We start from the raw sequence: 24263 nt of genomic DNA, 5'->3' as shown, positions 1-24263 counted from the left end.
CCGGTTCACCGCTGCTTGATCGACAAACGTCAGGTGGTCGGCAGCTTGCGCCACCGACCACCTGACGCGCCGGGCAGGATCCCCGGGGGATCAGTACCGCGAGTCGGCGTAGGCGAGGTACTTGCCGGTCACCATGATGGCGCGGCGCAATGCCGCCGGGCTCTGGCCCGAGGTGATCCGCCCCACCCAGACCTCCACCTGGGCGCTGGTCGGGGTGACGCCCAGGTAGTGCTGGTACGTCGCCACCACCCGCGCCCGCACCGCCTGCGGGTTGTCCCAGAGCTGCTTGACGACGGCCGGGCGACCCAGGGTGGGCAGCCGCGTCGTCCAGTGGTCGAGCTGGGCAGCCGTCGGCGTACGGCCCAGGATGTGCAGGTAGAGCGCGGTCACGTACGCCGTGTCGGTGCCGCCCACGTGGCTGTAGTACACGGGGTTCCCGAGCAGGAAGGGCTCGATGCCGTCGACGGTCCGCGTCCTGTTCTTGATGGCGGTCAGGTGGGTGGACACCTGCGCGGACGACGGTGTGTAACCGAGCGTGCCCTCGTAGGCCGAGACGATCCGTGCCGTGCGGTACTTGTCCGAGTTCTCGAGACCGTCGGCGAGTACCCCGGCGCCCTGCACCGAGACCTTGTACTCCCAGGCCGCGATCTCGGCGGCGGTGGCCTCGCGCCCGAGGCTGTCCAGGTAGGCCGCCTGGACGAGGTTCGTGTACTTCTCCGCGACGTACTGCTCCGCGTACTCCGCTGCCCGATCCTGGATGCTGACGAGCTGCGGGTAGGCGAGGATACCCGGGCACTCGGTCTGGTGCGTGTCCCGGTGCCCGAAGACGCGGGGCAGCACGACCTGCTGACCCGCGGGGTACCGACCGCCGGCAGTGAGGCCCGCCGAGGTGAACGTCGCCGACTCGTCCGGGTCGACGGAGTACCGCGACAGCCGGTAGCCGATGATGTTCGCGACGCTGTCCATCTGCGCCGCGGACGGCGCCTCGGTCGTGTAGGTGCCGACCATCGAGACGCCGACGGTCCGCGTGTTGAAGCCACCGGTGTGCGCACCGATGATCGGGGCGTCGATGCTGCCCTGGGCGCCCTCGTAGATGTTGCCCCACTTGTCGACCAGGAAGTTGTAGCCGATGTCGCACCAGCCGTTGGTTTCCTGGTGGTACGCCTGGTCGTTGCGGATGAGCTGCATGGCCTCGGCGACCGTCGTGTAGTCGTTGGGGTTCACCGTGTGGTGCACGGCGGCGGCGTCGAGCCCGTCCGCCGCACCCCAGCTCACGCCTGGCGCGCCGATCTCGCCCTCCGGCGGGCACTCGGGGATGGCGCGCGGCGGGGCGGCGCCCCACTCGGCGCGCGTGATGATCGTCGGCCCGTCCACGGCCGCCGCCGCGACCGACGTCGCCGCGACCGCGCCCGACGTCGTCGCGGCCGCCGTCCGGACCTGGTCAGAGGACACGAGCGAGAGCTCGACGCCCTCCGGGACGGTCGCCGCCGCGTCGACGGTGGCGACCTGGACCGCCAGCGCCTCGCCCACGTGGACGGGGGCCGAGATGAACTCCGTCTGCTTGCCGTCCGGCACGTCGCTGGACCTTTCCAGGTGCGTCCAGCCACCCCAGGTGCCGTCCGCGGCCAGGGCTCTCACCTGCAGCTCGGGCATCGCGGCGTCGACCGCAGCGGGCCAGCGCACGCCGACGGTCTGGAAGCCCTCGGGGGCCGCGACCTCACCCGCGATGCGTCCGGCGGTGTCGGTGGTGTCCAGCACCAGCTCGCCGTCGGCGACCGTCGGGCCCTGGGCGGCCAAGACAGGGGCCGCCTCCGTGACGTCTGTGACCTGCTCGGTCGCGGGAGCCGCGGCGACGGCGACGGTCTGGACCTCAGCCGCTGTCGTCCCGGTGTCGGGGAGCACGGAGTCCTGCGGGGCCACCGGGGCCGAGGCGCTCTCGGGCTCTAGCGAGTGCTCCAGGGTCTGCGCCGTCGCCGCCGGGGCGAGCGTGCCCCCGAGCATCATCGCCGGCGCCACGCCGAGGATGATCGTCCTACCCACCACTCCGCGAGCGACCGAAGCCCTCAGGTTCGGTCGGGATGGTGCTGCCACATGCCGAGCCACTGTTTTCTCCTCGTGTAGAGCGCGGATCACACCGGCGCAAACCGCGCAAACAACACGGGACAGTAGTTGCGACGATCCCGGGCCAACCGGGGTTTCACCCCCCGCTAGGGGGGTGAACTTCCGGTCACTCTCCTGGTCCGGAGCTCAGAAGTCGAAGTCCGCGATGTTGCTCTCGTCGAACACGTACGGCTCGCCCAGGAGGACCTCGCCGTCGGCCCCCACCGTGAACTCGCCGAGCCGGCCCGCCTCGAAGGTGTCGCCCTCCGCGCCCGTGATGTCGCCCGCCGCGAGGGCAGCAGCGGCCTGGGTGGCCAGGTAGCCCAGGTCGGTCGGGTTCCACAGCGCGAACGCCTCGACGGTGCCGTCCTCGACGTACTCGCGCATCTGGTCGGGTGTACCGAGGCCGGTCACCGCCACCTCGCCCTTGGCCTCCGACGTCGACACGTAGCGCGCCGCCGCGGCGATGCCGACCGTCGTCGGCGAGACGATCCCCTTGAGGTCCGGGTGCGCCTGCAGCAGCGCAGCCGTCTTGTCGAACGAGGTCTGGTCGTCGTCGTCGCCGTAGACGGTCTCGACCAGCTCGATGTCCGGGTAGTCGGAGGCGAGCCTCTCCTCCATGAGCGCGATCCACGCGTTCTGGTTGGTCGCGTTGGCCGACGCCGACAGGATCGCTATCTCCCCCGCACCCCCGATCTGCTCCGCGACCAGCTCGAGCTGCTTGTCGGCGATGCCCTCGGGCGACGCCTGGTTGATGAACAGGTCGCGGAACTGTGGCTCGGTGTCCGAGTCGAACGTGACCACCTTGGTGCCCGCCGACCGCGCCTCCTCCAGCGCGTCGCCGATCGCCGTCGGGTCGTTCGCCGACACCACCAGGGCGCTTACGCCCTGCTGGGCGGCGGTGTTGATGAACGGGACCTGGGCGTCGGGCGAGGCGGCATCGGGCCCGACCTCCTCGACGGTGAGGCCCAGCTCCCCGGCGGCCTCCTCGGCGCCGGCGGTGGACGCCTCGAAGTACGGGTTGCCCAGGTTCTTGGGCAGCATCGTGACGGTCACGCCGTCGGTGCCGCCGCCTCCGCCGTCGCCGGAGCCGCAGGCGGTCAGGCCCAGCGCGAGCACGGCGGCCGTGCCGGCCGCGAGCACAGATGTGAACTTCATCGTTCGTCTCCCTGGGTTCGTTGCCCGACGGCGGAGCCGCCACCGGGGTCCCCGTGAGCCCCCGCAGCGAAGCGAGGAGGCTCATGGGGTGGGGCGGCGGAGCCGCCATCGGGTGCGGCGACGCTGCGCCGTCGGACTCTTAGGCCGCCCGCGATCCGCGGCGCGACCACTGACACGACCAGCGCCGTGCCGATCACGATGTTGATGACGTTGACGGTGACGCCCTCCAGACGCAGCGCGCTGCCGAGCACACCGATGAGCAGCACGCCGGCGACCACCCCGTGGATCGCGCCGCGCCCGCCGAAGATCGACACCCCGCCCAGCAGCACGGCCGCAACGACCTGCAGCTCCAGGCCGGTCGCGTTGTCGCCGCGGGCGCTGCCGTAGCGGAGCGTGTAGTAGACGCCCGCGAGCGCCGAGACCGCCCCGGAAAGCACGAACAGGATCAGCAGGGTGCGCTTGACGTCGACGCCGGAGAACCGCGCGGCCTCGCTGCTTCGGCCGATGTCCAGCACGTTCCGACCGAACGGCGTGGCGTGCAGCAGCACCGCGAAGACGGCGACCAGCAGGAGCAGCCCGAGGGTGATGACCGGGTAGGGCGACTCCCCCAGGTTCGCGGTGGCGCCGTCGGTCCAGGTCTCGGGGAAGCCGGTGACCGCCGTCGTACCGAGGAGGCCCACGGCGAGGCCGCGGTAAAGGGCGAGCGAGCCGATGGTGACGGCCAGCGAGGGCAGGCCCGCGTACGCGACCAGTGCTCCGTTGACCGCGCCGCACACTGCTCCGAGCAGCACCGATGCCAGCACGGCCACCCCCAGGCCGAGACCCGCCTGGTACAGCAGCCCGAACGTCACGCTGGACAGCCCGACGACGGACGCGACCGACAGGTCGATCTCCCCCGTGGCGATGATCAGCGTCATGGGCAGGGCGATGAGCAGCACGGGGGCGACGTCGAGCACCAGGTAGGTGATGGTGAGCGGGCCGTCGAAGCCCCGCACCACCGACGCGGCCACTACCCAGGCCACGACCAGGATCAGGAAGGTCAGCATCTCGCGGGTGAGCAGCGCGCGCTGCCACCACGGGCGGGCGTGGGTTCTCATGCGGTCGCCTCCTCGCGGTCGCTCGGTCCGGTATCTCGCGCGGCGGCCAGTCGGCGCGAGCGCCGGGTCGCGAGCACGCGGTCCAGCGCGATGGCGCCGATGATGAGTGCGCCCACCACTGCGCGCTGCCAGAAGTCGGGTATGCCGACGACGGGCAGCGCCCGGTTGATCGTGAGCAGCAGCATCGCGCCGAGCGCGGCACCCGCGACGGTGCCGCTGCCGCCGAAGATCGCGACGCCACCCACCACCACTGCCCCGACGACCTGCAGCTCCATACCGGTCCCCGCACCGGAGGACACGGTGCCGTACCGGGCCGCGAACAGCACGCCGGCCAGCCCGGCGAGCGCCCCGCACAGGGCGAACGCCCCGAGCAGCCGACGGCGGACGGGCAGGCCCTGCAGCGCCGCGGCGTCGGGATCGGACCCGATGGCGTACAGCTGCCGGCCGCCGCGCGAGGTGTGCAGGTAGTAGGCCACGGCCGCGAGCACAATCACCGCGACGATCGTCAGCACCGGGATGCCGAGCACCTGGCGCGTGCCCAGGCCGAGGAAGGTGCGCGGCATGTCGCCGGCGTTGATCCGGTCGCTGCCGGCCCAGGTCAGCGTGATCCCGCGGTACACGTAGAGCGTGCCGAGCGTGATGACGAGGGCAGGTACCCGGGCGAACGCGACGATCGCGCCGTTGACCAGGCCCAGCACGGCGCCGGCCGCTATCGCGACCAGCGCCACCACGAGGATCGGCAGGTCGGGCGCGGTCAGGAACAGGCGGCCCGTCAGGTACGCCGTGAGGCCGAGCACCGAACCCACCGACAGGTCCACGTTGCGCGTGATGACCACTACCGCCTGCCCCACGGCGAGCACCACGAGGATCGCGGGGGTGAGCAGCAGGTCGCGCCAGCCGCCCGCGCTGAGCAGGAAGCCGGGCTGGACGACCGTGGTCACGCCGATCACGACGAGCAGGGCGAGGGCGATGCCGGCCTCGCGGCGGCGGAGCAGGCTCATGCCGCCCCATCCCTCTCGGACGTTGTCTCGGTCGCACCCGGCGTCGCCGCGCGCATCACGGCCTCCGGCGTCGCCTCCACCCGGCTCAGCTCGGCGGCGATGCGCCCCTCGCGGACCACGAGCACCCGGTCGGCCATGCCCAGCACCTCCGGCAGCTCGGACGAGATCATGAGGACGGCCAGCCCCTCGGCGGCCAGGGTGGACAGCAGCCGGTGCACCTCGGCCTTGGTGCCGACGTCGATGCCGCGGGTCGGCTCGTCCACGATGAGCACCCTGGGCCCGGTGGCCAGCCACTTCGCGAGCACCACCTTCTGCTGGTTGCCGCCGCTCATCGTGGTCGCCGGCGCGTCGAGGGCCCCGGCCTTCACCGCCAGGCGGCCGGACCAGTCGCGCGCGAGCCGCGCCTCGGCGTCGGGTAGGAGGATGCCGAGGCGGGCCAGGCGCCGTCGGGAGACGGCCGAGACATTGCGCGCGACCGACGACTCGGTGACCAGGCCCTGCAGCCGCCGGTCCTCCGGGACCAGGGCGAGGCCGGCGGCGATAGCCGCGGCCGGGTCACCCGGGCGCAGGTCCTTGCCCCCGACGACGACGCGCCCGGCCGTGTACCGGTCGACGCCGAAGATCGCGCGGGCGATCTCGCTGCGTCCCGCACCGACCAGTCCCGCCAGGCCGACGATCTCGCCGGCCCGCACCTCGAAGGAGACGTCGTGGAAAGTGCCGGTGGACTCCAGCGATTCGACCCGCAGCACCACCTCGCCGGGTGTGCTCGGCACCTTGGGGTAGAGGTCGGCCACCGCGCGGCCGACCATGCGCCGCACCAGCTCGTCGGCGGTGACGTCGGCGACGGCGTCCGTCGAGACGTGCTCACCGTCGCGCATGACGGTGACGGTGTCGCAGAGGTCGGCGACCTCGTCGAGGCGGTGCGAGATGAAGACGACGGCGCGACCGGCGTCCCGCAGTCCGCGCGCGACGGCGAACAGGCGGCGCACCTCGACGGCGCTCAGCGCCGCCGTCGGCTCGTCCATGACCAGGAGGCGGGCGTCCAGGGAGATCGCCTTGGCGATCTCGACGATCTGCTGGTCCGCGATGGACAGGCCCTCCGCGGGGCGGTCCGGGTCGAGGTCGACGCCGAGGTCCCGGAACAGGTCACGGGCCCGCTGGCGCATGGCGCGGCGGTCGATCCGGCGGAAGCGATCGAGGGGTTCGCGGCCGAGAAAGATGTTCTCGGTGACGGTCAGGTCCGGGAAGCTCGCGGGCTCCTGGTGGATGACGGCGACGCCAGCCGCCTTGGCCTCGGCGGGCCCGGCGAAGTCGACGGGTACGCCGTCGAGCTCGACGGTGCCCGCATCGCGGCGGTGCACGCCACCCACGACCTTGACCAGCGTGGACTTGCCCGCGCCGTTCTCGCCGACGAGCGCGTGGATGCTGCCCGGCCGGACCACCAGGGTGCCGGATCTGAGCGCGACCACCGGCCCGAAGGACTTGGTGACCCCCTCGAGGCGCAGCGTCGGTGCGGCGTTCGGCATGTCTCTCCGTCGAGCGGTGCGGGCGGTCGGCGGTGACCGCGGGGTCTCTTGCGTGGGCGGTTGAATCGTTAAAACGGGTACTCCGGAAGATAGACCCACCAGGTCAGAGCGTCAAGAACTTCCGGCGCGTCCGTTGCCGTGCGGTTACTTCTTACGGAACTCTTGGGCGATCAGGGGTGAACACTGCCCGTAGCACTTCATGGAGGTGACCGGAGATGAGCCAACCAACGGCCGAGGAGCACGCACCTCCCGGCGAGGTACCAACTGAGCTCAAGCGGGTAATGGGGCCCAAGCTCCTCCTGCTCTTTATCGTCGGCGACATCCTCGGGGTCGGCATCTACGCGCTGACGGGGCGGGTCGCGGAACAAGTTGGCGGAGCGGCATGGGCGCCGTTCATCCTCGCGTTCGCCGTCGCCCTGGTCACCGCGTTCTCCTACCTGGAGCTGGTGACCAAGTACCCGCGGGCCGCGGGCGCGGCGCTGTACACCCACAAGGCGTTTGGCGTGCACCTGCTGACGTTCATGGTCTGCTTCACCGTCATGTGCTCCGGCATCACCTCGGCGTCGACCGCCTCGCGGGCATTCGCCTCGAACCTCGCGGTGGGCTTCGGGCTCGATGCCGAGAACGCGACCCTTGTCATCACGGTCGCGCTGATCTTCATGGCCGCGGTCGCCGCTGTGAACCTGCGCGGCGTGGGCGAGAGCGTCAAGGCCAACATCTTCCTCACCCTCGTGGAGCTGTCGGGCCTGCTGCTCGTGATCATGGTCGGCTTCTATGCCATCTTCGCGGGACGGACGGACTTCAGCCGAACGATCATCTTCGAGGATGTGGGCGACCGGGGTGTCTTCTTCGCCGTCACGGCGGCGACGTCGCTGGCCTTCTTCGCGATGGTCGGCTTCGAGGACTCCGTGAACATGGCGGAGGAGACGAAGGACCCGGTCCGGAACTTCCCCAAGATGATGATCACCGGCATCGGCATCACCGGGGTCATCTACGTGCTCGTGGCGCTCTTCGCCGTTGCGATCGTGCCCGTGGGCGAGCTCGGCGCCAGCGACACCCCGCTCGTCACGGTGGTCGAGACCGCCGCACCCGGCATCCCGGCCGGCGACATCCTCCCGTTCATCTCGATGTTCGCTGTAGCCAACTCGGCGCTCATCAACATGCTCATGGCCAGCCGACTGCTGTACGGCATGGCCAAGCAGAACGTGCTGCCCAGCGTCCTGGGTCGCGTCCACCCCCGCCGCCAGACGCCGTGGGTCGCCATCCTGGTCACCACCGCGATCTCGTTCGGGCTGATCTACTTCGTCAGCCGCGACCCGGACAACGACGTCATCGCCGCGCTCGGTGGCACCACGTCCCTGCTGCTCCTGGGTGTGTTCGCGATCGTGAACGTGTGCGTGCTGGTGCTGCGCCGTGACCCGATCGACCGCAAGCACTTCGTGGCGCCGACGGTGCTGCCCGTCATCGGCGCGCTCGCTTGCGCGTTCTTCGTGGGTCCGTGGACCGGGCGACCCGTCCTCGAGTACCAGATCGCCGGCTGGCTGCTGGGAATCGGCCTCATCCTGTGGGTCCTGATGTGGATCACCAACCGGCTGCTCGGCCAGCGCACCGAGATCACGGACCTGGAGGCCCTGAACGAGCCGGAGGGCGGCGTCAACTAGTCTGCCGACCGTCTGACGAGAACGGGGTTATGTTCCTCCGGGGCCTCCTGGTGAACATAACCCCGTTCTCGTCGTCGGGACCTGGGCCCGGGGTACCGAGTCCCGGCCGCCGCACCGTGAAACGCTTCATAATGGTGCCGAAGCAAGGAGGCGCTCCATGACCCAGCCGGTAGCTCACCGCCGAGCATCCATCGCCGACGTCGCCCGGACCGCCGGCGTCTCTGTCGGCACCGTCTCCAACGTGCTCAACCGGCCCGAGCGTGTGCTGCCGGGCACCCGCGAGCGGGTCGAGGCCGCCATCGACGAGCTGAGCTTTGTGCGCAACGGGTCCGCCCGGCAGCTCCGCGCGGGAACCATCACCACCATCGGCGCCATCGTCCTGGACATCGCCAACCCGTTCTTCACCGATGTCGCCCGGGGCATCGAGGAGCGGCTCGACCGCGACGACTTCACGCTCATGGTCGCCTCGTCCGACGACGACCCCGAGCGCGAGCAGCGCTACCTGCGCCTGTTCGAGGAGCACGGTGTGCAGGGCGTCATGGTGGTGCCGGTCACGCACGACATCGAGCACCTCCTCGCGATGCGCCGGCGCGGCACGGGGGTCGTGCTGCTGGACCGCCCGTCGTCCGACCCGAGCATCTCCTCCGTCGCCGTCGACGACGTCCGGGGCGGCGAGCTCGCCGCGCGACACCTCCTGGACCAGGGCCACACGCGCATCGCTTTCCTGAACGGGCCGCACACGATCCGGCAGTGCGCCGACCGCCACGAGGGTGTGGTCAAGGCGCTGGTCACCGCCGGGCTCGACCCGGCGACCGCGCTGGTCGAGACCACGGTGACCAGCCTCAACGCCGACGGCGGCGAGGCCGCGATCCGCGGGCTGCTGGAGTCGGGCGAGCGGCCCACAGCCGTCTTCTGCGTCAACGACCTGGTGGCGCTGGGCGTGTTGCGCACGCTCCGCACCGAGAAGATCACCGTCCCCACCGACATGGCGGTGGTGGGGTACGACGACGTGGCGTTCGCCGCGGAGCTCTCCACGCCCCTGACCTCGGTGCGCCAGCCGACCCACGAGCTGGGCGCCCGCGCCGCGGACCTGCTGCTCAACGGGCCCGACGCGGCGGCCGAGCACGTGATGTTCCAGCCGACACTGGTGGTTCGCGGCTCCAGCTCGGCAACGGACTAGCAGCTCGCCTCGAACAGCGGGGTGAGCAGGTCGTCGAGGTTGTACAGCGCCTCGGGATCGTCCGAGATGTTGCGCCCCGTCACGCCCAGCGACACCCGGCGTTCGCCGTCGAGCGACGTCATCGCCACGCTGACGGTGCCGTAGGTGGCGCCGTCGTGCCCGTACAGGTACTCGCCGGGTACACACGGGTCAGGGACCCGGTAGATGCCCAGGCCGTACTCGTTCGCCCCGTTGTCCGGGCTGCGCGGGGTGAGCATGTTGATGACGGTCGCGGGGTCCACGAGTTCGCCCGTCACCAGGGCCTCGGTGAAGGCGGAGAGGTCCGCCGTCGTGCCCGTCACCGCACCCGCCGCACGGAAGGCCGACGGATCCTGGTGCTTGATCGAGTACCAGCCGTCACCTTCCGCCCCGGTGTAGGCGACGTCGGACAGGAACGGCCCCCGCGGGCCCGGGCGCTCCGGGTAGTCGCTGTGCCGCATACCGGCGGGCTCGAACACGCGCTCCTCCAGGAGGTCGTCGAGGTCCCTCCCTGTCACCTTCTCCAGCATCATGCCGAGCGTCACGAATCCGGCGTTCGAGTAGGAGTAGCCGGTGCCGGGCTCCAGCACCCAGGGCTCGGTGTGGGCGGCGCGGACGTGATCACCCTCGGAGTAGTGCTCACCCAGCGCAGCTATGAACTGGTCGACGTCGTCCGGGTCGTCCATGTGGTCGTGCAGCAGGTACTCGGTTGCGGTCGGGGCGCCCGACGTATGACTGAGCAGCTGCTCGATCGTCACGTCGCGCGGCAGGGCGCCGGGCAGCACGTCCTCGACGCTCGTGTCGAGCGTCCAGGTGCCCTTCTCGATCTCCTGCATCACCAGCGTGGCGATCATCGGCTTGGTGATGCTCCCGACGCGGAACTGGTCCTTGGTCCGGGCGGGGACGCTGCTCCCGAGGTCACGGACGCCGTCGGCACCGGCCCAGCTGAGGTTCGGCGTGTCGACCCGCGCGGTGACGGCCACGGCTCCGTCGTCGACCAGGTCGGAGAGGACCTGGTCGAGCTCGTCGCCGACGTCTCGGGTGGCCACGTCGACGGCCGACGCACCCTGCGCGGCCGAGGCCGTGCCGACCCCGGCCAGCGACAGGGATCCGGCCACCAGCACGCTCAGCGCAGCTCTGACTCGGTGGTTCGCCTTCATGGGGACACTCCTTGGTCTCGGCATGTCAGGAGTCTCCGCCGGGGGCGCGCAGCTGTGCATCGCCCGTTGGACGTACCCCGCCCGACCCGCCTACACCCTTCGGATGACCCCCGCCGAGCTCAGCCGAGCACCTCTTCGATCTCGGCGGCCACCGCGTCCACAAAGCTGTCCGGGGTCTCGGCGGGCAGCAGGCCCGGGAGCGTGAGCAGCGCGCGGACATCCTCCTCGATACCCGCCAGCCCCTCGACGTCGCCCAGGCCGTCAGCGCCGCCCGGAGTGTCGGCGGCGTTCACCAGCTCGGCCAGCTCCGCGGCCCGCGGGTCGTCCACACCCTCCCCGGAGGCGGTCCGGAGCCGGACGAACCCGGCCCAGGCGGCCAGGCCGAACGCCACGCCCAGGGGCTCGCGGCCAGCGGCCAGCGCGTCGGCGAGGACACCGCCCCACCGGACCGGGATCTTCTGCGTGCCGTCCATCGCCACCTGCGCGGTGGTGTGCCCGGTGTGCGGGTTCGCGAACCGGGTGAGGATCTGCTCGCCGTAGTGCTGCAGGTCCAGTCCGTCGGGCGGGGTCAGCGTCGGCAGCGCGTCCTCGAAGAGGTACTGCCGGGCACGCTCGGCGATCACCGGGTCACCCATGGCCTCCGCGATGGTCGTGTGCCCCGCGAGCCACCCGGAGTAGGCGACCAGCGAGTGCGTCCCGTTGAGCAGCCGCAGCTTGGCCTGCTCGAACGGTGCCACGTCCTTGGTCAGGGTGGCCCCGGCCGCCTCCCAGGCGGGGCGCGGCCCCGCGAACCGGTCCTCGATGACCCACTGCGCGAACGGCTCGCCCACCACGAGCCCCTCGTCCCGCACCCCGAGGGCGTGGCTGACGTGGTCGCGCTGCTCGGGAGTCGTGGCCGGCACGATCCGGTCCACCATCGAGCACGGGAACGTGACGTGTGCGTCGAGGAACCCGCGCAGCGCGTCGCCGTCGGCCCCGGGCAGGGCCGCCGCTACGGCCTCCCGCACCAGGCGTTCGAGCACTCGCCCGTTGTCCACCAGGTTGTCGCAGGTCAGCACGGTCAGGGGCGCCCGGGAGGCGGCCCGCGCCGCGAGGCCCCGCACCAGGAGCCCGATCGCCGACGTCGCCGGCCGCACCGGCTCCTCCGGCCGGGATCCGGCCCGGAGCGCGGCCAGGTCACCGGACACCGCGTCCAGGTCGAGCGCCCCGTCCGCCGTCCGGGCGTAGCCCTTCTCCGTGATGGTCAGCGTGACCACGTGGGTTGACGGCGCCGCGAGCGCCGCCAGCACCCGCTCGGACTCCTGCGCGGGGTAGGCGACGTCGACCACGGACCCGATCAGCTCGACCGTGGACTCCTGCTCGCCCGCCGTGAGCACCGCGTACACCCCGCCCTGGGGGCGCAGCTGGTCGCGGACCGTCGCGGACCGCTGCGTCACCCCCAGGATCCCCCATGAGGTGTCGCCGGTGACGATCGCCGCCCGTTCCGTGTAGACGGCCTGGTGGGCCCGGTGGAACGCCCCGATGCCGAGGTGGACGATGCCCACCGCCGTCGGCCGAACGGGGGCGTCCAGGCCCACCGGGACACGGTCCCGGTGCAGGCGGTCGTCAGTCATCGCGTGTCTCCTTCACCTGTGCCACGAGCTGCGTCGGGTTCACGAACCGCAGCGCCACCACGAGCATGACCAGCATGGTCGCGGTGTAGATCACCGACATGGCCGAGATGAGCTGCCTCGCCTCGCCACCACCGGCCGACGTCATGCCGCGGTAGATCGCCACCACGAGCGTGTCCGAACCGGGGCCGGACACGAGGAACGTCAGCTCGAACAACCCTACGGTCCGCACGAGCACCAGAATCCCGGCGGCGAGGATCCCGGGTACGAGCAGCGGCGCGAGCACCCGGGTGAACACCTGCCGGGTCCGTGCCCCGCACATCCGGGCGGCGGACTCGATGGCCGGGTTGATCTGCTCGATGAACGGCGTCATCGTCAGGATGACGAACGGCACGGACGGCACGAGGTTGACCAGCACGACGGCAGTCAGCGTGCGTCCGAGCCCGAACGAGTACATGACGGTGGCGAGCGGGATGCCGTACGTGATGGGTGGCATGAGCACGGGCAGCAGGAACAGCAGCATGATCGCGCGCTTGCCCGGGAAGTCGCGGCGGGCCAGCACGTACGCGGCGGGCACACCCACGAGCACGGAGATCGCCACGACCAGGACGGCGACGCCCACGGTCGCGCCCACCACCTCACCCAGGGCGAACTGGTCCCAGGCCTCGACGTACCGCTCGGTGGTGAACCCGTCGGGCAGCCAGGTGTCGAACCACTGGCGGCCGAACGAGTCGACGACCACTGCGATCAGGATGCCGAGCAGGAACACGCCGAACGCGGCCATACCGGCCCAGACGAACCAGGTGGAGGGCCGGGCGGCGAGCGGCCGCTCCAGCGTTGATACGGCCATCAGCCCTTCCCTCCCGTGGTCCCGCGGTACAGCAGCGACCGCAGGCCGAGCACGGCCACGACGACGATCAGCTCGACGGCGCCCATCATCAGCGCGATGGTGGAGGCCATCGCGTAGTCGTTCTGCTCCCCGAACGCCCGGAACGCCATGAGCGACATGACCCGGGTCTCGCCCATGGCGTCACCGACGAGCCGGGCCGAGGGGAACACCGAGAAGGCGAGCACGAACGTCAGCACGAACGTGGTGGCCAGCCCCGGCGCGAGCAGCGGCAGGATGATCCGCCGGAACCGCTGCCACCAGCCGGCGCCGAGCGTCTTGGCGGCCTGCTCCAGCGACGGGTCGATGCCCGACAGGTACGACGAGATGAGCAGGAACGCGAACGGGAAGCCGGTGATGACCAGGGAGAAGAAGACGCCCAGGTAGTTGTTGACGAGCTGGAGCGGCTCGTCGATCAGGCCGGTGGCGAGCAGCGTCCGGTTGAGCCAGCCCTGCCGCCCCGCGAAGATCAGCAGCCCCTGCGCGGTGAGCACGGTGCCCAGCGTGATGGGCAGCACCAGCAGCGACGTCAGCAGCCGCTTGCCGCGGAACCGGTGCCGCAGCACCATCGCCACCGGGACCGACGCCAGCACGTTGAACAGGGCCGCGGGCAGCGCGAGCCGCATCGTGAGCCCGACCGAGTCGAACACGAATGGGTCCTGGAAGAACGCCACGTAGTTCGCGAGGATCCCGCCGCCCCACTGCTCCTGCATGGCGGCCGTCGGCTGGATCGTGAGCCCGATCCCGTACGAGAACGGGTACACGAACAGCGCGAGCGCCACGACGAGCGCCGGCACGAGCAGGAGCAGGGCCGGGTCAACCCCCCGCTCGGCCAGGCGATGCCGCAGGCTCGCTGTCGCTCGCTGCGGCCGCTGCCCGACGCCGGTCATCGCGCGCCTCCGCGGGTGCGCCTGCCCGTAGCGCGCCTCACGCCGCTACCTCCTGCGGTGCGACGGCGTCCAGCGCCTCCGGGAACACCAGCACCCGCTCGACGGGCGCGGTCAGGGAAACCGCACCGCCGACGTCGGGCGCCGTCGTCGTACGGGCGTGCAGCATCGTGTCGCCGGTCTGCACGCCGACGGCGTGCTCGCGCCCGTGGTACTCCACCACGGACACGGAGCCGGGGATCGAACCGGCGGTGCCGGCGCCGTCGAGCCGACGCCGACCGAGCCGGTCGACACCGAGAAGTCCTCCGGCCGCACCGCCACCCGCACGCTGTCCCCGGCGCCCAGGGCGCCGACCGCGCGCCCGGTGAGCCGAACACCGCCATCGGCCGTCCCGGGCAGCTCGACCACCACCTCGCCCCCGGACGCCGAGACCACCGTGGCAGGCAGTATGTTGCGGTACCCCATGAAGTCCGCGACGTACCAGCTCACCGGGCTCTCGTAGAGCTCGTCGGGTGTGCCGACCTGCTGCACCCGCCCCTCGCGCATGACGACCAGCCGGTCGGCCAGGGAGAGCGCCTCCTCCTGGTCGTGCGTCACGTAGATCGTGGTGAGCCCGAGCGACTGGTGCAGGCGCCGGATCTCCGTGCGCATGTCGAGCCGGAGCTTCGCGTCGAGGTTCGACAGCGGCTCGTCCATGAGCACCAGCGCCGGTTCGAGCACCACCGCCCGCGCGATCGCGACGCGCTGCTGCTGCCCGCCCGAGAGCTGGCCCGGCAGCTTCTTGGCGTGCTCGCCGAGCTTGACCAGCGCGATCGCCTCACGCACCCGGGAGTCGATCTCGGCGCGCGGCAGCCCCTGCATCTGCAGGCCGAACGCGACGTTCTTCTCCACGGTCAGGTGCGGGAACAGCGCGTACGACTGGAAGACCATGCCGAACCCGCGCCGCTCCGGGGGCAGCGTGTCGATCCGCTTGCCGTCCAGCAGGATCTCGCCGTGGGTGAGCGGCAGCAGGCCGGCCAGGCAGTTCAGCGCCGTCGACTTGCCGCAGCCCGACGGCCCCAGCAGGGCGACGAACTCGCCCGACTTGATCGTCAGGTTCAGCCCGGACAAGGCGTCGACCCCGCCGAACCGGCGTCCGACACCCCGCAGCTCCAGGGACTCGAAGCTGCTCACTCTGCCTCCTCGACCTTGCCGCCACCGACCTCGCGGTCCCAGATGTCGAACGCCGTCACCATGGACTCGGCGTCGAGCGGCGTCACGGCGTCCTGCGACTCGATGAGCTCGTCGAACAGGGGGCGGCCGAACTCCTCGATCACGTCTTGCGACTCCTGCGGCGCGAGGTCGAGCGTCGCGCCCTCGATCGCGGGGCCGGGGTAGAAGTAGCCGGCGTCGTAAGCCTTGGCGTTCTGCTCCGGGGTGAGCATGTCCTGCAGGAGGAGCATGATCGCGCTGATCTTGTCGGCGCTCTGGCCCCTGGGGATCGCCGCGTAGTGCGCGTCGGTGACCCAGGTGAAGTCGTCGAACGCGGCCGCCTCCAGCGTGTTCGGGAGCTGGCCCTCGGCACGCGGCGCGATCTCCCAGCCGGTGGTCGTGGGGATCATGCTCCACGTGCCGTCGGCCATGTTGGTCACTACCTGGCCGGTGCCCGTGGGGTACGTGTCGACGTACTGGCCCAGCTCCTGGAGGTATGCCCAGGTGTTGTCCCAACCGTTCTCGGGGTCCGTCGGGTCCTCGTCGCCCAGGAGGTAGGGCAGGCCCATGAGGAAGGTGCGGCCGGGGCCGGAGTTGGCGGGGCGCGCGTAGCCGAACTGGCCCGGGTGGGCCTCGGCCCACCCGAGCAGTTCTTCGGGGGTCGACGGCGGTGTGTCCACCACCTCGGGGTCGTACTGCAGCAGCGGCCCGGACGGGTAGTACGTCGTGACGACGCCGTAGCCCTCGGCGAGCTCCTGCATCGCCGCGGCCGGCTCCAGGTAGTTCTCCTGGTTGGTCACGCGGTCGCCGTAGTCGTCCACGACCGGGAGCCACAGGTCCTGGCTGATGCCGGCCGCGAGACCGTCGTTGCCGGTGAACACGACGTCGATGGAAAGGTTGCCGCTGTCGACCTGCGGCTTGACGATGCCCGTGACGTCGGGCGCGCCGCCCGTCTCCCAGGTCACGGACTCGATGACGTCGGGGTTGTTCTCCACGAACTCGTCGACCATGCCCTCGGTGAGCCGCTGGTTGCCCGCGACGTCGAGGATGTTCAGGGTGACAGGCTCCGAGGGCGTGTCCGGGACGTCGGCGGGGTCGGTGACGGCGGTGCCGCCACCGCCCTGCGACGCCGGGGGCGTGCAGGCGGTGAGCAGGGTCAGCGCGGCGACTCCGGCGAGCGCCACTGCCTTCTTCGAGGTGCGCATGGTGCCTTCCTCTCTCTCGGGCTCCTTCGCCCGGGATTTGATGACCGGGACGGGCGTCAGTTGGCCGTCTCGGGGGGTACAGGTCCGGACGACCCACGGATGGCGAGCTCCACCGGGAGCTGCGTGCTCCCCGGGGTTCCGCCGCGCAGGCGTTCGAGCAACAGATCGACGGCCCGCCTACCGAGGCGGGCGATCGGCGTGTGGACCGTGGTCAGGGTGGGGGAGACGAGGGTCGCGAGCTGCACGTCGTCGAACCCGACCACCGACATCTGGGCCGGGACGTCGATGCCTCGGTGCCGCAGCCGGTCCAGGATGCCGAGCGCCATGAGGTCGTTGAACGCGACGACGGCGGTGACGCTGTTCGCCAGCGCGAAGTCAGCGGCCTGGGTGCCCCCGGCGAAATACGGCTGGAAGTTGCCGAGCTCCACGAGCTTGACGTCCCAGCGCTCGGCCGCAGCGATCAGCCCGGCAACCCGCCGTCGGCCCGACCACGACGACGCTGGGCCGGCGGCGACGCCCACCGACCGGTGGCCGAGCGCGTACAGGTGCCCGAGCACCTGGGCGACGCCGTCGGCGTCGTCGCCGGCGACAAACGGAATGTCCGGCGCGTCTGAGCCGGGCCGGCTTGCCCGCCGGGCATGGCTTTCCCGCCGGACCCGGCGGATGAGCCCGGCCCGGCGGGCAACAGCTCGCGGTTGGCCAGGACCGCCGTCACACCAACGAGGGCCGCGCGCAGCTCGGCCTCGCCCGACCGCGGCGAGGCCACGATCAGGCCGTCCGTCCGAGCGGCGAGCGCGCCGATCAGCTCGGGCTCGGCGTCGGCGTCCTCGTCCGTGTCGGCGACGAACACCTCGTAGCCCTCGGCGCGAGCCCTCGCCTGCACACCCTTGGTCACGGACGCGAAGTACGGGTTCTCCAGGTCGGGCACGACCAGGCCGACGGCGTGCGTGCGCCCCATCCGCAGGCCGCTCGCCGCGTGGTTGGGCCGGTAGCCCAGCTCGGTGGCGACGCGCGTAACACGCTCGCGGGTCTCGGCGGCGACCCGTTCGGGGGCCGCGAGGGCGCGCGACACCGTGGAGATCGATACCCCGGCGGCGCGAGCGACGTCGTGCACCGTGACCATGACACCTCCGCGATCCGCGGCTCTGCGAACGTTTGCACCCTATCGCACGGTTTGATGGCAAACGTTCGCAGCGTGGCTCTTGCCGACCGCCGAGCCGCGTCAGCGAAGCCGGCATCCTCCGATTGCGAGCCGGAATCTGCCTAGTAGAGTGGGTGGAATCCGTCCAGTAGGATGGCAGAAATTCGTCCAGTAGATACGCCTAAATCTGTCCAGTAGTCGGGCCAGGATCTGTCCGGCTGGACCAATCCGGAAGGGATACCGATGGTGGCGAGCTACCGTCGTCGCGTTCTCGACGATGTACTCGACGAGATTGCGGACGAGTTGCCCGCGATCGAGATCTTCGGCGCAAAAGGCGTCGGCAAGACGGAGACAGCACGACGCCGTGCGGCGACCGTCATTGCCCTGGACGATCCCGTTGAGCGAGATCTGCTAGCGGGCGACCCGGACCGCGTGCGGCGAGTGGATCATCCCCTCCTTCTGGACGAGTGGCAGAGATTCCCCCGCGCATGGGACCTGGTGCGTCGCGCCGTAGACGACCACGACGGCTCCTACCTCCTCACCGGAAGTTCCGTCCCGACCGAAGCCCCGACCCACTCCGGAGCCGGACGCATGGTCTCTTTCCGGATGCGACCACTCAGCCTGGCTGAGCGCGGTATCGAGCACCCAACCGTCAGCCTGTCTGCGCTGTTCGACGGCGCCGACAGGATCGACGGGCGCACCGAACTCGGACTCCCTGACTACGCCAACGAGATCACCGGGTCGGGGTTCCCCGACCTCCATGGCTTGTCCGCGCGATCCCGCAGCGCTCGCTTGGAGGGCTACATCCACTCGATCGTGCAGCGCTCCTTTCCCGAGCAGGGACTCGCAGTCCGCAAGCCGCAGGCCCTTCGGGACTGGCTGACGGCGTACGCCGCAGCGACCTCCACCACAACCACGTACCAGCGGATCCTCAAAGCCGCCACACCCGGAGATGGCGATCCGCCGTCACGCCACACCGCGGAGTCATACCGCACCGTGCTTGAGCAGCTCTGGCTGCTGGATCCCCTGCCTGCCTGGCAGCCGAGCCGGAATCGTCTCAACCGCCTCGCTCGCTCTCCGAAGCACCAGCTCGCCGACCCGGCGCTTGCCGCACATCTGCTCGGAGTGAGCCCCAGTGCGTTGCTGCGCGGATCCGAGGGAAGTCGTCCGACCCTCTACGAGGGTGCGCTCCTCGGTGCACTGTTCGAGAACCTCGTCGCCCAGTCGGTCCAGGTCTACGCGCAGATCACCGACGCCAGGGTCTTCCACATGCGTTCGGACTCCGGCGACAGGGAGATCGACATAATCGTCGAACATCCCGACGGCCGCGTTATCGCGATCGAGGTCAAGGTCACTCAGAATCCGAGCAGCCGAGATGTCCGCCATCTGCTTTGGCTCAAGGGAGAGCTCGGCGAGACCCTGACCGACATGCTCGTCATTACTCCGGGGCCCTGGGCCCATCGCCGCGAGGACGGCGTCGCCGTGGTACCGGCTGCGCTGCTCGGACCGTAGGGCTCTCGGCGGCGCAGCTCACGTCAGGTGGATCGCCAGTGCGAGGACTCCCATTCCGCGATCTCCTCGTCGCTGAGGTGATCGAAGAAGAACCGTGACTGTCCATGATGCCGCTCTGGCGAGGAACGGTGGCGAGATTTTGGGCCCATCCAGATTGAGGGTGCGTGCTGACCTAAGCCCGGCGGCCACTCTGGACATCCCGAATGAGCGCTCGAACCTATTGTCGGGGCAAAAGAGCGTTTTCGATCTCGCGATTGACCGCCGCTACCCGCCTGTCGGGCAGGAGGATCTTCGCACTTACCTTTTCTCCATGAACCAATTCAACCGAGATCGCGGGCAATGTGGCCCAACGTGACAGCTCCGGCCATGCGTCACCCGGGGTGATCGTTATCGAACGAATACCCTCAATTGGATAGTCCACGCATCGAGTCCGGGACTCCAGTGTCGTGACATCGTTGGCGATCGTGAGTGTGCACCATCCTCCGACCAGCAGCCAAATGCCAGCCCTCACTGCACCAGAGAGGGTTAGAAGTACCGCTACAGCGGACAACGCCGGAAGCGCTCGACTGTCCGTTGGGTTGAAAGCGAAACCCAAAGCTATGGCAACCAACGCCAGCACGATCTCGACAGCGAGTGGCCGGAGGGCCATCCGACGATGCGCACTTATTGTGTAGTGAGTCACGAACTTCTAAAGGTCGCCTCCTTACGGTTGGTCGGCTCGATACCGCCCGCATTCAGCCGCCCAGAGTCAACTGCTACCGACGTCCTCACCATCGTCGCCACTCTGACGGATCTGCGGACGGTCATCACGCCGAGCTTGGAACAAGCCTCGTGTACCTCGGGCCTCGCGCGCTACGAGCCATCCGGGCCAGGCAAATTGACGTTCGAGCCACCACCACAGAGCGATCACAAAGAGCGATACACACCATAGGAAAAGCGATGCGGCCTCAAAGCGCCGTCCGAAGATTCCGAAGGAAAGGGCAACAAGGCCCGAAACGAGAACGACCGAAAAGAGGTGAGCCCTTGTTCGGAGCACGGCCGCCGCTTGGTCCGGGTCATTCCAGTGCCATTTTACAAACTCTTCAAAATCTTTCGCGCCGGCTAGAACGGTCTTTCCACGCAAAATACCGATAATCCCAGCAAGTCCCGCCGCCGTCGCAACGCCTCCAGAAACCCCGAGAACAACCCTGAACAACAACCCTAATAGCGATAGCTCGGAATTCACGTTAGTCAATCCATCCGTTACGTCGCCAATGCCTTTCAATGCCAGTGTTCATCCCACGCCCCGTTGCGGCACCAGCCATCGCACCAAGGCCAGCCCCCATAATACCTCCGGTTACTGAACCAATGGCTGCCCCTGGGCCTGCACCCACTACAGCAAACATTGCACCCAAAGCCCCTCCAGCAGCAGCGCCGATTCCGACGCCGCTCGCCGCATATATGGTTGCGTAAGCGAACGACCAGAAGGCTTCGTTGCCGGCCTGCGCAGCATAAAGGGAAAGTTCTCCCATATTGGTGCAGTCTGCACCTGTTGAGGTGCAGTGTATGGCAACGTCAACTACACCCATCAGTGAATTGGCAAAGGCGATCGAGCGCACCGCATCTCCAGCGACCCCTGGCAGCATGACGACGGCGCCGCACCAGTACGCCACACGGCCCAGCAGATCGAGGAGCTGGTGCTCGCCGGCCGGGACCTGGGGCAGCGCATCAGCCTGGACCTGCCTCCGGAACCGGGCACGGGGTCGGATCCCGAGCCGGACGCCGGGCTGGATGCCGGGCCAGACGCAAGGCCGGACACAAGGCCAGACGCTGGCCTGTCGGACGCCGCCGGCCGCTGCCTGGTGCGAGCGGTGCAGGAGGGGCTGGTCAACGCCGCGAAGCACGCCCCGGGCACGCCGGTGACGGTGCGGCTGGAGGTCGGCCCGGGCCACTGCGCCGTCGTCGTCGAGAACTCGCTGGCCCCGGACGCCGACGGCCAGGCCGCAGGCAGGCGGCCCGGACGGGCAGGCCGACAGCCTGGCCCGGAGCGGTTCTGGAACCGGTCTGCTCGGCATCACCCGGCGCGCGGAGATGCTCGGCGGCGAGCTCGCCGCCGGGAGCGACGGCGACCGGTTCCGCCTCCGGGTGACCGTTCCCCTGCACGTGGCTGGCATGGCGCCGACGCCGGGAGCGGCGGCAGGATCAACCTCATGACCGACCTCACCGTGCTCCTTGTCGACGACGACCCGCTCGTCTGCGGCTACCTGCAGCAGGAGCTCGATGCCGTCGACGGCGTGCGCGTCGTCGGCACCGCACGAGAGGGCGCGGAGGCCGTGGACCTCGCTACCCGGACCCGGCCCGACGTCGTGCTGATGGACATCCGGATGCCCGGCGTGGACGGGATCGACGCGGCTGCGGCCCTGACCAGGTCCGACGACGGGCCGGCCGTGGTGCTCATGACCACCGTCGACTCCGACCAGGCACTGGTCGCCGGTCTGCGCGCGGGCGCGCGAGGCTTCACGCTGAAGACGGCGCCGGTGGCGACCATCATCGAGGCGATCCGAGCGGCGGCACGCGGAATGGACGTGCTCTCGCCGGAGGCCACACAGCGCCTGCTCCGGCTGGCCGACGGCGAGGCGCGTCCGGCGTCGGACCCCCGGGTCGATGCACTCACCGAGCGCGAGCGCGAGGTGCTGAACCTGGTCGGTGAGGGCCACTCCAACGCCGACGTCGCGCGGACCCTCTACCTGGCCGAGAGCACCGTCAAGGGGCACGTGTCGCGGCTGATGGAGAAGCTGGGCTGCGCCAACCGCACCCAGCTCGCGGTCCTGGCGCAGCGGTCGGCCTGACGCCGCGGCGCCGCCGCGTCGAGCCGGGCGGTCCCGAGCGGCCCGGTCCGGAAGTACTGGCCGGAGACCGACGGACGACGCGCCGGACCAGTCCCGACGGCGCTGTTGCGCCGGGACCGGCCCGCCGAGGCTGGATCACATGACCAATACGCCCACACCAGCCCAGAAGAAGAAGGCGGCACCAGCCATGACCCGCTTGGCGCCCGGCCGCCAGTCGCGCTGGCCGGGTTCACGCTGCTGGCCGGCAGCCTGGTCTTCCTCAGCTACGAGCTCGGTGCGGAGGCCGGGTTGTTCCCCGCCCCGGTAGCGGTTGCGGTCACGGTGCTCGCCCTCGTGACGGCGGGATTTGTCATCGTGCGCCAGAGCCGCCGGACCGGTTGGACCGAACGACACCAGCTCGCCGTCCTTACCGGCGCCCTGCTCACCTACTGCTGGGCCGGGTTCCTGGTCCAGGCGAGCCAGTACGGTCTGCACCCCGTCGGCGTCGCGATCCAGGTCGCCCTGGTCCTGGGCGCGCTGGCCCTGCTCTGGGTCGCCCGACGGCGGGTCAGCGCGGTCCGGCGTCGGGACGCCTGAGCCGGTCCCGCGACGCCCTACGATGACCTGTGCAAGCGATTGCCAAAGCCGGCAGCGACGCCTCAGGAGGAGCCCGTGACCGACGTCTGGACCCTGCACCCCGACCGGGCGCTGCCCGCGGATCCCGTGACGCGGCCGATCGCCCGCGAGATCTACCTGGCGGTCCACGACCTCCCGATCGTGTCGATGCACGGCCATGTCGACGTCGCCGCGTTCGCGGACGACGAGCCGTTCCCGGACCCCGCGGAGCTGCTCGTCGTCCCCGACCACTACCTGGTGCGGATGCTCGTCTCACAGGGCGCGAAGCTCCCGGAGCTGGGCATAGGCCCGGCCGATGCGCCAGGGTTTGAGAACGACCCGCGCGAGATCTTCCGGCGCTTCTGCGCGGGCTGGAAGCACTTCCGGGGCACACCCACGCGGTTCTGGACGGAGCACGAGCTCGTCGAGATCTTCGGCGTGACAGTGCGCCCGTCGGCCGAGACCGCCGACCAGGTCTACGACCAGATCGCCGAGCGCCTCGCCGACCCCGCGTTCCGCCCGCGGGCCCTGCTCGATCAGTTCAACATCGAGGTCATCGGCACCACCGACCCGGCCTGGAGCACGCTGGAGGCGCACGCCCGGCTCGCCGCCGAGCTGCCGGGTCGGGTGCTGCCGACCTTCCGGCCGGACCCGCTGCTGCACCCGGCCCGGTCGACGTGGCGGGGCGACCTGGAGCGGCTCGCCGCGTCGTCGGGCATCGCAACTGACACGTACGCCGGCTACCTGGCGGCGCTCCGCGAGCGCCGCCAGGCCTTCGTCGCCGCGGGCGGCCTGGCCACGGACCATGGTCACCTCAGTGCGGACACCACCCCGCTGCCCGACGACGCCGCGCGCGCCCTCTTCGACAAGGCGCTGCGCGGCGAGCCGGGCGGGGACGGCGCGGCGATCAGTGCGGCGGAGGAGGCAGCCTTCTCCGCCCACATGCTGTTCCAGATGGCGGCGATGGCCGCCGACGACGGCCTGGTCATGCAGTTCCACCCCGGTGTGCTGCGCGATCACGACCCGGCGGTGGCCGCCACGTTCGGTCCCGACCGGGGGTACGACATTCCCGTGGCCGTCGAGTTCGCGCACGGCCTGCGGCCCGTGCTGGAGGCGTTCGGCAACTCGGAGGCCTTCCGGATGATCGCCTTCACCATCGACGAGGACGTGTACTCGCGCGAGCTCGCGCCGCTGGCCGGCGTGTACCCGGCGCTGCGGCTGGGTGCGCCCTGGTGGTTCCTGGACGCGCCGGACGCGATGCGCCGGTTCCGGGAAGCCGCCACGGAGACGGCGGGGTTCTCGAACATGTCGGGCTTCGTCGACGACACACGTGCGTTCTGCTCGATCCCGGCCCGCCACGACCTGGCCCGCCGGATCGACGCCGGATACCTGGCCCGGTTGGTAGCGGAACACCGCCTGGACCTGGCCGAGGCCGTCGACACGGCCGCCGACCTGGCCTACCACCTGCCGAAGCTGGCCTACGCGGCCGGGTGAACGCCCAGCTGCCG

At 70.3% G+C, this 24263-nt stretch carries 22 protein-coding genes; 6 read left to right on the top strand and 16 right to left on the bottom strand.

Annotation, left to right across the window (positions count from 1 at the left end; all coding sequences use genetic code 11):
- Positions 1–90: 90 nt before the first annotated feature.
- From AB1046_RS18790 to AB1046_RS18770, 5 genes are all read right to left on the bottom strand, one after another.
- The gene (locus tag AB1046_RS18790; protein ID WP_369370815.1) at positions 91–2040 is read right to left on the bottom strand and encodes an N-acetylmuramoyl-L-alanine amidase; all 1950 of its coding nucleotides are present in this window, start codon (positions 2038–2040) and stop codon (positions 91–93) included.
- A gap of 207 nt (positions 2041–2247) precedes the next feature.
- Complete coding sequence (gene rhaS, locus AB1046_RS18785; protein WP_369370814.1) at positions 2248–3258, bottom strand: rhamnose ABC transporter substrate-binding protein; 1011 nt, start codon at positions 3256–3258, stop codon at positions 2248–2250.
- Positions 3255–4355, bottom strand: a complete 1101-nt coding sequence (locus AB1046_RS18780) for an ABC transporter permease (protein WP_369370813.1) — start codon at positions 4353–4355, stop codon at positions 3255–3257. The genes rhaS and AB1046_RS18780 overlap by 4 nt, the downstream gene beginning before the upstream one ends.
- Positions 4352–5356: an ABC transporter permease gene (locus AB1046_RS18775; protein ID WP_369370812.1), complete on the bottom strand. Its 1005-nt coding sequence runs from the start codon at positions 5354–5356 to the stop codon at positions 4352–4354. The genes AB1046_RS18780 and AB1046_RS18775 overlap by 4 nt, the downstream gene beginning before the upstream one ends.
- A complete protein-coding gene (locus AB1046_RS18770; RefSeq protein ID WP_369370811.1) occupies positions 5353–6882 on the bottom strand; it encodes a sugar ABC transporter ATP-binding protein in 1530 nt (509 codons plus the stop codon). Before AB1046_RS18770 ends, AB1046_RS18775 begins: the two co-directional genes overlap by 4 nt.
- A gap of 215 nt (positions 6883–7097) precedes the next feature.
- Here AB1046_RS18770 and AB1046_RS18765 point away from each other — a divergent pair, with 215 nt between their 5' ends.
- Positions 7098–8543 (top strand): APC family permease, encoded by a 1446-nt coding sequence (locus AB1046_RS18765; protein WP_369370810.1) that lies wholly within the window; start codon positions 7098–7100, stop codon positions 8541–8543.
- 157 nt (positions 8544–8700) lie between these two features.
- Positions 8701–9723 (top strand): LacI family DNA-binding transcriptional regulator, encoded by a 1023-nt coding sequence (locus AB1046_RS18760; RefSeq protein WP_369370809.1) that lies wholly within the window; start codon positions 8701–8703, stop codon positions 9721–9723.
- Here AB1046_RS18760 and AB1046_RS18755 read toward each other — a convergent pair.
- From AB1046_RS18755 to AB1046_RS18715, 9 genes are all read right to left on the bottom strand, one after another.
- Positions 9720–10901 (bottom strand): serine hydrolase domain-containing protein, encoded by a 1182-nt coding sequence (locus tag AB1046_RS18755; protein ID WP_369370808.1) that lies wholly within the window; start codon positions 10899–10901, stop codon positions 9720–9722. The two genes, AB1046_RS18760 and AB1046_RS18755, sit on opposite strands and share 4 nt — an antisense overlap.
- A 119-nt stretch (positions 10902–11020) precedes the next feature.
- Complete coding sequence (locus tag AB1046_RS18750; RefSeq protein WP_369370807.1) at positions 11021–12514, bottom strand: mannitol dehydrogenase family protein; 1494 nt, start codon at positions 12512–12514, stop codon at positions 11021–11023.
- Positions 12507–13361 (bottom strand): ABC transporter permease, encoded by an 855-nt coding sequence (locus AB1046_RS18745; protein ID WP_369370806.1) that lies wholly within the window; start codon positions 13359–13361, stop codon positions 12507–12509. Before AB1046_RS18745 ends, AB1046_RS18750 begins: the two co-directional genes overlap by 8 nt.
- Positions 13361–14287, bottom strand: coding sequence for an ABC transporter permease (locus AB1046_RS18740; protein ID WP_369370805.1), 927 nt, complete (start codon positions 14285–14287; stop codon positions 13361–13363). The genes AB1046_RS18745 and AB1046_RS18740 overlap by 1 nt, the downstream gene beginning before the upstream one ends.
- Positions 14288–14324: 37 nt before the next feature.
- Positions 14325–14453 carry a hypothetical protein gene (locus tag AB1046_RS18735; protein WP_369370804.1) on the bottom strand — a complete coding sequence of 43 codons (129 nt, stop codon included), beginning with the start codon at positions 14451–14453 and terminating at the stop codon, positions 14325–14327.
- Positions 14399–15457: an ABC transporter ATP-binding protein gene (locus AB1046_RS18730; RefSeq protein WP_369370803.1), complete on the bottom strand. Its 1059-nt coding sequence runs from the start codon at positions 15455–15457 to the stop codon at positions 14399–14401. Before AB1046_RS18730 ends, AB1046_RS18735 begins: the two co-directional genes overlap by 55 nt.
- The gene (locus AB1046_RS18725) at positions 15454–16680 is read right to left on the bottom strand and encodes an extracellular solute-binding protein (protein ID WP_369370802.1); all 1227 of its coding nucleotides are present in this window, start codon (positions 16678–16680) and stop codon (positions 15454–15456) included. Before AB1046_RS18725 ends, AB1046_RS18730 begins: the two co-directional genes overlap by 4 nt.
- Positions 16681–16736: 56 nt before the next feature.
- Positions 16737–17237, bottom strand: coding sequence for a LacI family DNA-binding transcriptional regulator (locus AB1046_RS18720; RefSeq protein ID WP_369370801.1), 501 nt, complete (start codon positions 17235–17237; stop codon positions 16737–16739).
- Entirely contained in the window at positions 17141–17803 is a 663-nt protein-coding gene (locus AB1046_RS18715) for a LacI family DNA-binding transcriptional regulator (RefSeq protein WP_369370800.1), read from the bottom strand. Before AB1046_RS18715 ends, AB1046_RS18720 begins: the two co-directional genes overlap by 97 nt.
- Positions 17804–18064: 261 nt before the next feature.
- Here AB1046_RS18715 and AB1046_RS18710 point away from each other — a divergent pair, with 261 nt between their 5' ends.
- A complete protein-coding gene (locus AB1046_RS18710) occupies positions 18065–19333 on the top strand; it encodes an ATP-binding protein (protein ID WP_369370799.1) in 1269 nt (422 codons plus the stop codon).
- Positions 19334–20081: 748 nt separating this feature from the next.
- Here the strand turns inward: AB1046_RS18710 and AB1046_RS18705 are convergent.
- Together AB1046_RS18705 and AB1046_RS18700 are read right to left on the bottom strand one after the other, a co-directional pair.
- A complete protein-coding gene (locus tag AB1046_RS18705) occupies positions 20082–20558 on the bottom strand; it encodes a hypothetical protein (RefSeq protein WP_369370798.1) in 477 nt (158 codons plus the stop codon).
- A gap of 1 nt (position 20559) precedes the next feature.
- Positions 20560–20931, bottom strand: coding sequence for a hypothetical protein (locus AB1046_RS18700; RefSeq protein WP_369370797.1), 372 nt, complete (start codon positions 20929–20931; stop codon positions 20560–20562).
- Positions 20932–21009: 78 nt separating this feature from the next.
- Between AB1046_RS18700 and AB1046_RS18695 the strand changes: the two genes are divergently transcribed.
- The 3 genes from AB1046_RS18695 to uxaC all read left to right on the top strand — a co-directional run bounded on the left by AB1046_RS18695 (position 21010) and on the right by uxaC (position 24249).
- Positions 21010–22161 (top strand): response regulator, encoded by a 1152-nt coding sequence (locus AB1046_RS18695; protein WP_369370796.1) that lies wholly within the window; start codon positions 21010–21012, stop codon positions 22159–22161.
- Positions 22162–22266: 105 nt separating this feature from the next.
- The gene (locus AB1046_RS18690) at positions 22267–22737 is read left to right on the top strand and encodes a hypothetical protein (RefSeq protein ID WP_369370795.1); all 471 of its coding nucleotides are present in this window, start codon (positions 22267–22269) and stop codon (positions 22735–22737) included.
- A 75-nt stretch (positions 22738–22812) separates the two neighbouring features.
- Entirely contained in the window at positions 22813–24249 is a 1437-nt protein-coding gene (uxaC, locus tag AB1046_RS18685; protein ID WP_369370794.1) for a glucuronate isomerase, read from the top strand.
- Positions 24250–24263 lie beyond the last annotated feature (14 nt).

The sequence above is a fragment of the Promicromonospora sp. Populi genome (genome assembly GCF_041081105.1).
Lineage (GTDB): Bacteria > Actinomycetota > Actinomycetes > Actinomycetales > Cellulomonadaceae > Promicromonospora.
The sequence above is the reverse complement of the archived record's forward strand: the minus strand, read 5'-3'. Positions and strand labels throughout refer to the sequence as shown.

Coding starts and splice junctions, on each gene's coding strand:
- AB1046_RS18770 (WP_369370811.1), bottom strand. CDS start 6,882: ATGCCGAACGCCGCACCGACGCTGCGCCTCGAGGGGGTCACCAAGTCC.
- AB1046_RS18735 (WP_369370804.1), bottom strand. CDS start 14,453: ATGCTGCACGCCCGTACGACGACGGCGCCCGACGTCGGCGGTGCGGTT.
- rhaS (WP_369370814.1), bottom strand. CDS start 3,258: ATGAAGTTCACATCTGTGCTCGCGGCCGGCACGGCCGCCGTGCTCGCG.
- AB1046_RS18775 (WP_369370812.1), bottom strand. CDS start 5,356: ATGAGCCTGCTCCGCCGCCGCGAGGCCGGCATCGCCCTCGCCCTGCTC.
- AB1046_RS18740 (WP_369370805.1), bottom strand. CDS start 14,287: ATGACCGGCGTCGGGCAGCGGCCGCAGCGAGCGACAGCGAGCCTGCGG.
- AB1046_RS18780 (WP_369370813.1), bottom strand. CDS start 4,355: ATGAGAACCCACGCCCGCCCGTGGTGGCAGCGCGCGCTGCTCACCCGC.
- AB1046_RS18755 (WP_369370808.1), bottom strand. CDS start 10,901: ATGAAGGCGAACCACCGAGTCAGAGCTGCGCTGAGCGTGCTGGTGGCC.
- AB1046_RS18750 (WP_369370807.1), bottom strand. CDS start 12,514: ATGACTGACGACCGCCTGCACCGGGACCGTGTCCCGGTGGGCCTGGAC.
- AB1046_RS18725 (WP_369370802.1), bottom strand. CDS start 16,680: ATGCGCACCTCGAAGAAGGCAGTGGCGCTCGCCGGAGTCGCCGCGCTG.
- AB1046_RS18765 (WP_369370810.1), top strand. CDS start 7,098: ATGAGCCAACCAACGGCCGAGGAGCACGCACCTCCCGGCGAGGTACCA.
- AB1046_RS18760 (WP_369370809.1), top strand. CDS start 8,701: ATGACCCAGCCGGTAGCTCACCGCCGAGCATCCATCGCCGACGTCGCC.
- AB1046_RS18745 (WP_369370806.1), bottom strand. CDS start 13,361: ATGGCCGTATCAACGCTGGAGCGGCCGCTCGCCGCCCGGCCCTCCACC.
- AB1046_RS18715 (WP_369370800.1), bottom strand. CDS start 17,803: ATGGTCACGGTGCACGACGTCGCTCGCGCCGCCGGGGTATCGATCTCC.
- AB1046_RS18710 (WP_369370799.1), top strand. CDS start 18,065: ATGGTGGCGAGCTACCGTCGTCGCGTTCTCGACGATGTACTCGACGAG.